Here is an 11689-nt window from a genome sequence, read left to right as displayed (position 1 = left end):
CGCGGGTTTCGGCGCCGCGGCCTTCGGGGCCGGAGCCTGCCCGGTGGTCGGTGCGGCGGCCGGCCGCGCGACGACAGGCGGCGGGGCGGGCGTGACCCCGACCAGGGCCGCGGGCCGGGTTTCGGGCGGCGGGGGCGGCGGAATGCGGTTCAGCTCGGCGGCGTTGGCCAGCTGCGAGAAGTCCTGGAACAGCAGGATGCGCACATAGTCGATAGGCGAGGCGTCCGAGGCCAGGGCCACGCGCCAGCGCCCATCCAGGCCCTTGACCGCCACGCCCACCGGCAGGCCGCGCGGCAGCACGCCGCCGTCGCCGGAGGTGACGATCCGGTCGCCCTCCCTGACCGGGTCCTTGCCTCGCAGATATTCCAGCTTGGGATTGGGTCCGCCGTCCCCGGTCAGGATCGAACGCGCATTGGTCCGGTCGACCATCACCGGCGTGCGCGAGGCGATGTCGGTCAGCAGCAGGATGCGGCTCGCGCCCTGCGTCACCCCGATGATCCGGCCCACCAGGCCGATCTCGCTCATCACCGGATTGCCGACCTTGATCCCCTTCTCCACCCCGGCGTTGGCCAGGCGAGTGTTGGCGAAGGGGCCTCGCGATCCGCTGACCGTGCGCGCCGCGGCCATGGGGATGGGCGGATCGGTCTTCAGGCCCAGCAGGGACTTGTAGCGATCATTGGTGTCGCGCAGGGCCAGGGCCGCGTCGCGCCATTCCCGGGCTTCGATCAGCTCGGCCTTCAGCCGGCGGTTCTCCGAGACGGCGAAGAAGTAGCCCCGGACATAGTCGACTCCGTTGCCCAGCCATTCGGTCGGCGTCGCCAGGGTCTGGGTCACCGGGGCGGCGACGGCGTCGCCCAACTGCCGGGTGGCGCCATAGGCTTCGGTCTGGAAGGTTTCGCGCCGGTCTGAGAGCAGCAGGGTGACGGCCACCACGACAGCCACGACCAAGGCCACCCCCGCTGTCCATGCCAGCGGGACCTTCAGCTCGCCGAACGGATTCTCACGAAAGGCCACTGGAACCTGCTCGCATGCGAGGGGGCGGCGGCCGCCCCGACTCGCGAAGTCTACGCCAGGGTGGACTCAAGAACGCCCTTCATCCACTTCGGATGTTCGAGCACCTTGCCGCAGCCCAGGGCGACGCAGGAAAGCGGGTCGTCGGCCACCGTCACCGGAAGACCGGTGTGGTCGCGGATCTCGGCGTCCAGGCCGCGCAACAGCGCCCCGCCGCCGGTCAGCATGATGCCCTTGTCGGCGATGTCGGAGGCCAGCTCCGGCGGGGTCGCCTCCAGCGCCATCTTCACGGCGTCGACGATCTGACCCACCGGCTCGGCGAGCGAGTCGGAAGCCTGTTTCTCGCTGATGCGCACCTCGCGCGGCACGCCCTGCATCAGGTCACGGCCCTTGACCTCGATGGAGAGGCCCTCGCCGTCGGCCGGAGCCCGGGCGGTGCCGATCTCCTTCTTGATGCGCTCGGCGGTGGTCTCGCCGATCAGCAGGTTATGGTTGCGGCGCATGTAGCTGATGATCGCCTCGTCCATCTTGTCGCCGCCGACCCGGACGGAACGCGAATAGACGATGCCCGACAGGGACAGTACGGCCACCTCGGTGGTGCCGCCGCCGATGTCGACGACCATGGAGCCGGTCGGCTCATGGATGGGCAGGCCGGCCCCGATCGCCGCGGCCATGGGTTCGTCGATCAGGCCCACGCGGCGACCGCCGGCGTTGAGGCAGGAATCGTTGATGGCGCGGCGCTCCACCGCCGTGGCGCCGGACGGCACGCAGACGATGACCTTGGGGTTCACGAAACCCTTGCGGTTGTGGACCTTGCGGATGAAGTACTTGATCATCTCCTCGGCGACTTCGAAGTCGGCGATGACCCCGTCGCGCATGGGACGAATGGCTTCCATGTGGCCGGGCGTGCGGCCCAGCATCTGCTTGGCTTCTATGCCGACGGCATGGACGACCTTGCGTCCGCCGACGTTGCGAAGCGCCACCACCGACGGCTCATTCAGAACGATGCCCTTACCCTTCATGTAGATGAGGGTGTTGGCGGTGCCGAGGTCGATGGCGATATCGTTCGAGATGGCGCCGAAGAGGGATGAAAACATGCAGAGCCCTGGGGGGGATGGAAGCGGATGTTATGTCCGCGGAGTCTAGGGCCTGCCGCCTTACCACGCCATGAATAGGCGCCCGGCCGCTCCAGCCTCCGTTTACAGGACTGTTTGGCGGTGTGCCCTGCCATTGGGTTCAATTCAAGGCCTAATGAGAGACGTGTGGTTTCGCGCCGCAGAGCCTTAACAAGCTTGGCTTGAGCGAAGGTGGCGATCCCCCTGTGTCGACTGGCCGACGCCGGCCGCTCGGCGCGAAACGGCGCCGCTGTGTCGCTCTGCGGTTACAGCCCTGCGGCGCGGACAGGCCTAGAAAGCTGGACCACCCCTTCCCTTCGACAGCCTGGCCGCGCGTGAAACGAGATGTCTATCCGTCAGGCCGTCCTGGGCGTCGAGAACGCCAGCTTCTTCTACGGATCCAATAGGGTCTTCGAGGGCGTCTCCTTCCAGCTGGACGACGCGCGCACGGCCCTGGTGGGCGAGAACGGCGCCGGCAAGTCCACTCTGCTGAAATGCCTGCTGGGGGAACTGGAGCTGATCGACGGACAGATCGTCCGCTCGCGGGGCCTGAAGATCGGCTATGTGCCGCAGGACGTGCCCGCCGGCCTCGCCGAGCAGCCGCTGCGCCAGGTGCTGGAAGCCGCCCTCCCCCTCACGGACGGATCCGACGACTGGAAGGTCGACGTCCTGCTGGACGAGATCGGCGTCGCCCACGAGACCGCCGAACAGCCCTTCGGGTCCCTGAGCGGCGGCTGGCAGCGGCTAATGCTGATCGCCGCGGCCGCGCGGCTTTCCGAGCCCGACCTGCTGATCCTCGACGAGCCGACCAACCACCTGGACCTGTCCAACATCAATGTCCTGGAGCGCTGGCTGGACGAGAGCCGCCGCCTGCCCATGCTGATCGTCAGCCACGACCGCGAATTCCTGCAGCGAACCACGACCCGGACCCTGTTCCTGCGCGCCGACGGCGCCCACAGCTTCGCCGCCCCCTTCGTCGCGGCGCGCCAGGCCCTGCTGCACCGCGACGCCGCCGACGCCGTCCGGCGCCAGCTCGAGGGCAAGGAGATCGACCGCCTGCAAAAGGTGGCCGCCCGCTACCGGGTCTGGGGCGTCAAGAACGACAAGTTCCATAAGCGCGCCAAGGCCACCGAGAAGCGCATCGACCGCATCGAAGCCGAGCGCACCGGCGCCTATTCCGCCCGCGAGCGGAAGCTGGAGCTGGCCGAGGGCGAGATCGAGGCCAAGGTCGCCCTGCGCATCGAGAACTACGCCGTCACCGTCCCCGATGGGTCGCGTAAGCTATTCCACATCGACAAGCTGTCGGTGGCGGTCGGCGACCGTATCGCCCTGCTGGGGATCAACGGAGCCGGCAAGTCCATGCTGCTCTCGGCCTTGGCGCGGGCCTGGGACCCGGCGCTGCGGCACTATGACGGCCAGGCCAGCGTCCGCTTCAACCCGCAAAGCCGGCCGGTCTATTTCGACCAACGCATGGCCGACCTGCCGCTGAAGGTGAGCCTGGTCGATTACCTGACCGCGGTGGAGGGCGCGACGAGCCGCGACGCCAACGCCATGTTGGCCAAGGCGGGCTTCCCCTATGTGCGGATCAAGGGGCCGATCGCCGACCTCAGCCACGGAGAGCGTGCGCGGCTGGTCTTCCTGCGCATGACGCTCGCCAAACCCAACCTCTACCTGCTGGACGAGCCCACCAACCACCTCGACATCGAGGGCCAGGAGGACCTGGAGGCCCAGCTCGACGGGGCCGACGTCGCCTGCCTGTTCGTCTCCCATGACCGCTACTTCACCCGCGCGGCCGCCACCCGCTTCCTTGAGATCCGCAAGGGCCGGCTGGTGGAGGTGGAAGGCCCCGACGCGTTCTTCGAGGCCCAGTAGTCAGCGGCGCGGCAGGACCGTGAAGCCGTACTTGCGGAACACCGCCGCCGCCCGGGGCCCGCTCATGAAGCTGAGGAACTTGGCGGCTTCCGGGTTCTTCGAGCCCACCACCAGGGCGGCGGGGTAGACGATGGCCGGGTGGCTGGCCGCCGGGAACAGGCCGACGATGCGCACCTTGGGCTCGAGCCTGGCGTCGGTGTCATAGACCACCCCGAAGGGGCTCTCGCCGCGCGCCACGTACTGCAGGGCGGTGCGGACGTTCTCGGCCTGGGCGAGCCTTCCCGAGACCTGGCCCCAGGCGCCCAGCGAGATGAGCGCCGCCTTGGCGTACTTGCCGGCCGGCACGTCGGGCCCCGCCACCGCCAGCCGCCCGTCGCCCAGGGCGCGGGCGAGCGGCATGCCCTTGGCGACCTTCAACGAGGTGCGGGAGTCGGCCGGCGCGATCAGGGCCAGGCGATTGGTCAGCAGGTCGCGGCGGCTGGCCGCCACGATCAGGCCGCGTTCGGCCAGATAGGTCATCCAGCCCACGTCGGCCGAGACGTAGACGTCGGCCGGCGCCCCTTGCTCGATCTGCCGGGCCATGGCGGATGACGCCGCGTACGAGAACCGCGCCTCGCCGCCCGTCTTCGCGTATTCGCGCCCAACCTCATCCAGGGCGTTCTTCAGCGAGGCCGCCGCGAAGACATTGACCGGCTTGCCAGCGGCGAGCGCCGGCGTGGCGGCCAGGACGACGGCGAGGGCCGCCACCAGGTGGGAAAGCTTCATCGGGGGCCCCTTAGGTAGAGATTGCGACACCCACGCGGCGCACGCGGTCTGCATAGTTGAGGCATCGCCGCTCGCCATCCGGCCGCGAACGGAACATGCGCGGCGCCATCGAAGCGCCATAGCGTGGCGGGGGACGATCTGGGCATCCAGCCTTGTCAGGCCGGAGGTTCCGAAGCCGCTGCGGGTCGGGGACGGCGACCAAGCGAGGCGCCGGCGGCCTGGTTGACCTCAGCGAACGCCAGCATGGCAAGTATGCGCCGGTCGGCGGGCGGGTCGAACCCCACCTCGCCGTCGAAGGCCTCCGGACTGTGGAAGGAGCCAAACAGCATGTCCCAGATCGGCAAGTCGGCATAGTTGCGAGCATGTACGCCTCGCTCATGGTGCATGGCGTGCGCCTCGGGTCGTTGAATGAGGTAGCCGATCCAGCGGGGCGTCCGGACGTTCCAGTGCTGGAACATGCCGTAGAAGGCCGCGACGTAGCCAGTGATTCCCGCAGCCAGAGGGTCGAGCCCCAGGACCAAGGTGCTGGTCGCCAGACTCATGAGGGTGAAGACGATCATCTCCAGCGGGTGGAACAGCATGGAGCCGGAGATATCCACCCGCGAAGGGCTGTGGTGGATTTGGTGGAAGACCCGCCACACGAACGGAACCTGGTGGGCGCAACGATGCCAAGCAAAGGAAGCCAGGGAGAGGACGGCGTAACCCACCAACGCGCCACCCGCTACGCCCAGGCCGCGTAGATCCAGCAGGCTGTGACGCGCCAGCCAGTCCGCGGGGATCAACAGCGGTGTCACGGTGGAGACCAGGCCGTTCAGGCACAGGAACAGTAAGCCCATGAAATGCCAGGCACGGACCTTAGGCTGGGGTCGCGCTGGCGCGAGTTGCTCCACGGCCAGCATGGCCAGATAGGTGGCGGGCACGAGCAGGCCCAGGATATCCACGGCAGTCAAGATGTCCTCCCTTTCAACCGCAAGCCTTACTCTGTAAGGTTCATTTGGTAAGTTCTAACCTTACGGCGTAAGGATGCAAGTGGAATGGTCGCCAGGGGTCGACTGACGGCGGACGGGATCGAAAGCGCGGCCCTTGCTCTCATCGAGGCGGAGGGGGTCGACGGCTTCAGCTTCCGGGGGCTCTCCAAGCACCTCGCCTGCGAACCCATGAGCCTCTATCACCACTACCCCAGCAAGGCGGCGCTGATGGAGGCTCTCGTGGACCGGGTGATGGGCGAACTGCGGGCGCCCCAACCGGCTGGCCCCTGGCGCGAACGCCTGACCCAGATGGCCCACGATTTCCGGGCCATGGCTTGGCGCCGGCCGGCCTTCTTCCAGTTCCTGGCGCTGCATCGGCTGAACACGGCCGGCGGTCTGCGCTGGTTGGACGGCGCCCTGGCCGCCTTCCGCGAGGCCGGTCTCGACGAGGAGGCGGCCGCCCGGCTTTTTCGCGTGTTCGGCTACTACATCACAGGCTCAGCCCTGGATGAGACGTCGGGCTACGGGCGCGGCCCATCAGCAGTCAACCCGCCTGACGCCGCCGAAATCGCTAGGCTCTATCCCGCTGTCGCCGCCGCAGCCCCCTGGTTCGCCCCAAACCAGATGGACACCACCTTCGACATGGGACTCGACCTGCTGCTGGATGGCGTCGCCGCGCGGCTCCGGGCCTAGAGGACACGCTTCTCCAGCACCGGCGGCGAGCAGCCTTCCCCCCTCGCGCGCTCTTGTGGCGCGTTCGTCGAGTTTGACATGAAGGCTCAGCCCAGCGCCGTCATCACCACGCCCACACCGGTGGCGGTTCCGCCGACGATCTGGCGCAGGCTGAGGCGCTCCTTGAACAGCCGCCGCCCGGCCGCCGCGGCGATCGGCCCCTCGATGACCCCGACCGCCCTCACCTGCCCTGCCGGCGCCAGGGCCAGGGCCGAGAACCAGCAGGCCGAGGCCGCCGTGCCGCAGAGCCCCGCGCCCAGGGACTGACGCCAGGTCCCCATCACCGAGCGCAGGGCCTGGGGCCGGGTCGCCGCCAGTATGCCGCCCAGGACCAGCGACTGCAGGGCCTGGGCCACGCAGAGCGAGGCGGTGGCCGAATAGATCGGATGGCCGGGCTCGAGCGCCATGCCTGCCTGGCGATAGCCGTTCAGCGCCACGGCGAAGGCCAGGCCCGAGGCCAGCCCGAACAACGAGCCGCTCAGGACGCCGGTCGCCGCGTCGCGCTTTGGCCAGGAGAGGATGAGCAGGCCCGCGGTCGCCGCCGCCAGGCCCTGCCATTGGACGGGGCTCATGCGGTCGCCGAACACCAGGAACCCCATGATGGCGGCCAGCGGCAGGGACGACTGCTGCATGAAGGTGGCCACCGCGAAGCCGGAATGGCGCATGGCCATCAGCAGGGCCGCGGTGGCCGACACCTGGGCGATGGCGCCGGCCGCGACGGCGATGGCGAACCGCCAGGACAGGTGCGGCTCGGCCTGGGGCGTGGCGAAGGCGACCACCGCGAAGATCAGCAGCGAGAACGGCAAGCCGAACAGGAACCGCACCAGGGTCGCGCCCCAGGGGCCGGCGTCGCCGACCAGCCCGCGCTGCAGGGCGTTGCGCGCCACCTGCAGCGGCGCGGCGGCCGCCGTCAGTAGGATCCAGAGCATCGGATGGAACTCCGCTCACCCCGCGCGTGCGAGGTCCCAGGCTGGGTCGCAGCCTTGAGGAAGGTCGAGGGGGTCCCCGCCGGGGCGGGGATGAGCGAAGTCAGAACCCGCTGGCGATGGCGTCCGGCGCGCTCTTCTCCTTGCGGGCGAAGAGGTTGTTGAGCGCGTTGACATAGGCCTTGGCGGACGCCGTGAGCGTGTCGGTGTCGGCGGCCTGGCCGGTGGCGATCCGGCCGTCCTCCTCGAGACGCACCGAGACCTGGGCCTGGGCGTCGGTCCCTTCCGTCACCGCATGCACCTGGAACAGGCGCAGGATGGCGGTGTGGGGCACCGCCTCGTGGATGGCGTTGAACACCGCGTCGACCGGGCCGTCGCCGGTGGCCGAGGCGGCCTTTTCGACGCCGTCGACCGTGACGATCAGCTCGGCCTGTTGCGGGCCCTCGGTGCCGGCGATGACCCGCAGGCTCTTGACCTGGATGCGGTCGGAGCCGGAGGCCAGGGCGTCGTCCACCAGGGCGACGATGTCGTCGTCGAAAACGTGCTTCTTCTTGTCGGCCAGGTCCTTGAAGCGCTGGAAGGCCTCGTTGAGCGCGTTCTGGCCCAGTTCGTAGCCCAGGCTCTTCAGCTTTTCGCGGAAGCCGGCGCGGCCCGCATGCTTGCCCATGACCAGGTTCGAGGCGCCCTGCCCCACGGTCTCGGGGCTCATGATTTCGTAGGTGCCGCGGTCCTTCAGCATCCCATCCTGGTGGATGCCGCTCTCGTGGGCGAAGGCGTTCTTGCCCACGATCGCCTTGTTGAACTGCACCGGGAAGCCGGTGATCGCCGAGACGTAGCGGCTGGCGCGGGTGATGTGCTGGGTCTCGATGCCGGTGAAGTAGGGCAGCCGGTCGCCGCGCACCTTCAGCGCCATCACGACCTCTTCCAGGGCCGCGTTGCCGGCCCGCTCGCCGATGCCGTTGACCGCCACCTCGACCTGCCGCGCCCCGCCCTGCACCCCGGCCAGGCTATTGGCGACGGCCAGGCCCAGATCGTTGTGGCAGTGGGTGGAGAAGATCACCGTGTCGGCGTTCGGCACGTTCTCGATCAGGTCGCGGAACATCTCCGCGTATTCGCTGGGATAGGTGTAGCCGACGGTGTCGGGGATGTTGATCGTCTGGGCGCCGGCCTTGATGGCGGCTTCCACGCAGCGGCGCAGGAAGTCCTGCTCGGTGCGGGTGGCGTCCTGGGCCGACCATTCCACGTCGCCGCACAGGTTGCGGGCGTGGCCGACCGACTTGGTGATCATCTCCAGGATGTCTTCCTGGCTGGCCTTCAGGATGTGGTCGCGGTGGCTGGGACTGGTGGACAGGAAGGTGTGGATGCGACCGCGCTTGGCCGGGCGGATCGCCTCGGCGCAGCGTTCGATGTCCACCATCCCGGCGCGGGCCAGGCCGCAGACCGTGCTCTCGGTGACGATCTCGGAGATCTGGCGGACGGCCTCGAAGTCGCCGTTGGAGGCGATGGGGAAACCCGCCTCGATCACGTCGACGCGCATGTCCTCCAGGATCTTGGCCAGCTCGAGCTTCTCGTCGATGGACATGGAGGCGCCCGGCGACTGCTCGCCATCGCGCATGGTGGTGTCGAATACGATGACGCGATCCCGGGAATCGCGGGCGGTGTCGTTGGAAACTTGGGTCATTTGCGAACTCTCTTCGCGGGGCGTTCTAAAGGGGGCGGGCGGCGGGTGAAATCCCCTGGGAGCCCGGCCGCGAAGTCGCGCAGCCTAAAGGGAGGCCCAGGGGCGGCTAAGCCCCAGGTCGAGAAGAAGCAGGCAGTGCGATGACGTGCGCATGGCGACTGGCATACCGAAATGCCGGTCGCGCCGCAACAGTCTTGCGTCGCACGCCCCCTCAGGCCGCCTCTCGCGCAAGAACCTTCCTGACCGCCGGTCGGTCGTTCATCCGCTGGAAGTGGCGAAAAACTTTCGGAAATTGGGCGATCTCGACCTCGTCGCCCGCCAGCCAGGCGCCGATGGTGAAAAGATAGGGGTCACAGATCGAATAGTCGGCGCCCAGCACCCAGGGTTGGTCATCCGGCAGGTCGGCTTCGATCTGGGCGAAGCAGGCGGCCATGGTCTGCGGAACCTTGCGCTTCATCTCGGCGATCGCCGCGGCGTCGTCGGCCCAGCGGGAGCCGCGCCGGCCATGCGAGTGAGCCACGTGGACGGTCGAGGCGAGGTAGCTGTTGAACGCCTGGGCGCGGGCGAAGGCGAAGGGATCGTCAAGAGGCGCGAGCCGCGCCTCGCGGTGGCTCTGGGCGACGAAAGCCAGGATGGCCGGGGTCTCGGTCAGCACGCCCCGGTCGGTGACCAGGGCCGGCACCCGGCCCTTCGGATTTATCGCCAGATATTCGGGCTTGGTCTGCTCGCCCGCGGCCAGGTCCACGCGCACGACCTGATAGTCCGCGCCCGCCTCTTCCAGGGCGATATGCGAGGCGAGCGCGCAGGATCCGCGCGAATGGAAGAGTCTCAGCACTGCGATTATCCTCTCGTTGAGCACTCGATAGTAGATGGTGTGGCTCGCGCCAAGAATGCGGAGGCCGAGGCTGTTGACAGGCCTCTGGGTCTCCGGGAATTTCGTCAGACATGGGGGCCCCCAATGACGACCGCAGCCGCTGAGCACTGGAACCGCGTCGACAATTCCGGGCGCGTAAACTGGTGGTCCTCGGCCAAGTGCCAGTCCTACTACAATCAGGCCCTCTGCGGCGAGGCCGCGCTGACCGGCGGCTCGGAGGGCGTGCGCCGGCGCCTGGCCAAAGACTTCCCGGGCCGGGTCTTCGAACGCGCGGTCTCCATCGGCTGCGGCCCCGCCGCAAAGGAGCTGGCCCTCATCGCCGACGGTCTTGTCGGCCATTTCGACCTCTATGAGATCGCCCAGACGCGGATCGACCAGGGTCGGAAGGCGGCGGAGGCGCTCGGCCTTCTCGACCGGATCACCCATCGCTCGGGCGACGTCTTCGGGTCGGAGCGCGAGCCCGAGTACGACCTTGTCTATTGGGACCACAGCCTGCACCACATGAGCGACGTGGACGACGCCCTGGCCTGGTCGAAGGCGGTGCTCAAGCCTGGCGGGGTGATTGTCATCAATGACTATGTCGGCCCCAACCGGCTCCAGTGGACGCCGGCGGAAGTGGCCCGCGCCAACGCCTTCCTGGCCGAGAGCGCCGTCCGCCGCGGCGTGCCGGTCCGCAAGCTCCACCGCTCCAATATCGTGAGCTGGCTCAAGATGTACCGGCGCGACCCCAGCGAGGCGCCGCAGAGCGAGCGCATCCTGGCGGCGGCGCAGCGACACCTGCCTGGGGTCAAGTTCGAGCCCGTCGGCGGGACGTTCCTCAACATCCTGGGCGGCGTCGTCGTCCCGCTGGTGGACGAGGACAGCCCGGTGATCGACGAGATGCTGTCCGCCGACCGGCAGCTCCTCACCGAAGGTTCAGCCCACTTCACCTTCGCGATCTGGAGCGCCTAACCCGCCTCTAGTCCTTGCGCGGGCCGCTGATCGCGTCCTCGCGCGACTTCAGCCAGTTGCGCGCGAACCAGCCGATGGCGATCCAGGCGACTACGATCAGCGCCAGCCAGATCGCGTGGCCGCCCCCCTGCCCCTTCAGCACCTGGACGATGGAGTTCCCGGCGAAGGCGGTGAGCGCGATCTTCGGCACGATGCCCAGGGCCGTGCCGGCGGTGAAGTGGCGCATCCGCATCGGCGTCACGCCCGCCGCCATGTTGACCACGATGAAGGGGGCCGAGGGCACCAGCCGCACGATCAGGCTGGCCAGGAAGCCGTTGCGCCCGACCAGGTCCATGAACCGCTGCATGCTCTCGCCCGAGAGCGCCTTCAGCGCGCGCGCGCCGGCCACCCGGCCGACATGGAAGCCGACCAGGGCCGAGACCATGGTGCCGATCCAGCTATAGGCGAACCCGGTCCAGGCCCCGAAGGCCACCACCGCCGCGGCGATCAGCACGAACTGCGGCACGCCCAGGAAGGCCAGGATGGCGAAGGCCGCCACCGCCGCCGGCAAGGCCCAGGGGCCGTCCGACGCCATGCCCAGCCAGCGCTCGACGGTCGCCTCCCCGTCGAAGCCCAGCACCTGGGCGCCGAACAGGAACACCACGCCCACCCCGCCGAACAGGACGAAGGACACCGCCAGCGTCCGCCAAGCCTTGGCGTCCATTTCGTTGAGGAAGCGGGGGATGCGACGCATGCCCTCCCGTCGCCTGTTCGCGCGAAGGGGTCAAGGCAAGCGTGACGGCGTCCATCGATCG

Annotated in this window: 11 protein-coding genes; 3 read left to right on the top strand and 8 right to left on the bottom strand. The window is 68.6% G+C overall.

Annotated features, from left to right (window positions below; translation table 11 throughout):
• Window positions 1-1014: rod shape-determining protein MreC (gene mreC / locus V6M51_RS03635; RefSeq protein WP_332764705.1), on the bottom strand; the 1014-nt coding region annotated here is incomplete at its 3' end.
• Window positions 1015-1064: 50 nt separating this feature from the next.
• On the bottom strand, window positions 1065-2108 hold the full coding sequence (locus tag V6M51_RS03630) for a rod shape-determining protein (protein ID WP_305299262.1): 1044 nt from the start codon (window positions 2106-2108) through the stop codon (window positions 1065-1067).
• 363 nt (window positions 2109-2471) lie between these two features.
• On the opposite strand from V6M51_RS03630, the gene V6M51_RS03625 reads away from it, so the two are divergent.
• Window positions 2472-3998, top strand: a complete 1527-nt coding sequence (locus V6M51_RS03625; protein ID WP_332764701.1) for an ABC-F family ATP-binding cassette domain-containing protein — start codon at window positions 2472-2474, stop codon at window positions 3996-3998.
• Here V6M51_RS03625 and modA read toward each other — a convergent pair whose 3' ends face one another.
• Together modA and V6M51_RS03615 are read right to left on the bottom strand one after the other, a co-directional pair.
• Window positions 3999-4763 (bottom strand): molybdate ABC transporter substrate-binding protein, encoded by a 765-nt coding sequence (gene modA / locus V6M51_RS03620; protein ID WP_332764700.1) that lies wholly within the window; start codon window positions 4761-4763, stop codon window positions 3999-4001.
• Window positions 4764-4918: 155 nt separating this feature from the next.
• Entirely contained in the window at window positions 4919-5704 is a 786-nt protein-coding gene (locus tag V6M51_RS03615) for a sterol desaturase family protein (protein ID WP_332764720.1), read from the bottom strand.
• Window positions 5705-5797: 93 nt separating this feature from the next.
• Between V6M51_RS03615 and V6M51_RS03610 the strand changes: the two genes are divergently transcribed.
• Window positions 5798-6424: a TetR/AcrR family transcriptional regulator gene (locus V6M51_RS03610; RefSeq protein WP_332764699.1), complete on the top strand. Its 627-nt coding sequence runs from the start codon at window positions 5798-5800 to the stop codon at window positions 6422-6424.
• Between the two features lie 86 nt (window positions 6425-6510).
• Here V6M51_RS03610 and V6M51_RS03605 read toward each other — a convergent pair whose 3' ends face one another.
• From V6M51_RS03605 to V6M51_RS03595, 3 genes are all read right to left on the bottom strand, one after another.
• Window positions 6511-7392 (bottom strand): DMT family transporter, encoded by an 882-nt coding sequence (locus tag V6M51_RS03605; protein ID WP_332764698.1) that lies wholly within the window; start codon window positions 7390-7392, stop codon window positions 6511-6513.
• A 100-nt stretch (window positions 7393-7492) separates the two neighbouring features.
• Entirely contained in the window at window positions 7493-9070 is a 1578-nt protein-coding gene (locus V6M51_RS03600) for a 2-isopropylmalate synthase (RefSeq protein WP_332764696.1), read from the bottom strand.
• 211 nt (window positions 9071-9281) lie between these two features.
• Window positions 9282-9905 (bottom strand): glutathione S-transferase family protein, encoded by a 624-nt coding sequence (locus tag V6M51_RS03595; protein ID WP_332764694.1) that lies wholly within the window; start codon window positions 9903-9905, stop codon window positions 9282-9284.
• Window positions 9906-10028: 123 nt separating this feature from the next.
• Between V6M51_RS03595 and V6M51_RS03590 the strand changes: the two genes are divergently transcribed.
• Complete coding sequence (locus V6M51_RS03590) at window positions 10029-10895, top strand: class I SAM-dependent methyltransferase (protein ID WP_332764692.1); 867 nt, start codon at window positions 10029-10031, stop codon at window positions 10893-10895.
• A gap of 7 nt (window positions 10896-10902) precedes the next feature.
• Here V6M51_RS03590 and V6M51_RS03585 read toward each other — a convergent pair whose 3' ends face one another.
• A complete protein-coding gene (locus tag V6M51_RS03585) occupies window positions 10903-11628 on the bottom strand; it encodes a TVP38/TMEM64 family protein (RefSeq protein WP_332764690.1) in 726 nt (241 codons plus the stop codon).
• Window positions 11629-11689: the final 61 nt, after the last annotated feature.

This window comes from Phenylobacterium sp., from assembly GCF_036677185.1.
GTDB lineage: Bacteria > Pseudomonadota > Alphaproteobacteria > Caulobacterales > Caulobacteraceae > Phenylobacterium.
This window is presented reverse-complemented; position numbering and strand designations above follow the sequence as displayed.

What these genes read in the sequence shown, in the direction of transcription:
- V6M51_RS03630 (WP_305299262.1), bottom strand. Translation starts at nt 2,108, where the DNA reads ATGTTTTCATCCCTCTTCGGCGCCATCTCGAACGATATCGCCATCGAC.
- V6M51_RS03625 (WP_332764701.1), top strand. Translation starts at nt 2,472, where the DNA reads ATGTCTATCCGTCAGGCCGTCCTGGGCGTCGAGAACGCCAGCTTCTTC.
- modA (WP_332764700.1), bottom strand. Translation starts at nt 4,763, where the DNA reads ATGAAGCTTTCCCACCTGGTGGCGGCCCTCGCCGTCGTCCTGGCCGCC.
- V6M51_RS03610 (WP_332764699.1), top strand. Translation starts at nt 5,798, where the DNA reads ATGGTCGCCAGGGGTCGACTGACGGCGGACGGGATCGAAAGCGCGGCC.
- V6M51_RS03605 (WP_332764698.1), bottom strand. Translation starts at nt 7,392, where the DNA reads ATGCTCTGGATCCTACTGACGGCGGCCGCCGCGCCGCTGCAGGTGGCG.
- V6M51_RS03600 (WP_332764696.1), bottom strand. Translation starts at nt 9,070, where the DNA reads ATGACCCAAGTTTCCAACGACACCGCCCGCGATTCCCGGGATCGCGTC.
- V6M51_RS03590 (WP_332764692.1), top strand. Translation starts at nt 10,029, where the DNA reads ATGACGACCGCAGCCGCTGAGCACTGGAACCGCGTCGACAATTCCGGG.
- V6M51_RS03585 (WP_332764690.1), bottom strand. Translation starts at nt 11,628, where the DNA reads ATGCGTCGCATCCCCCGCTTCCTCAACGAAATGGACGCCAAGGCTTGG.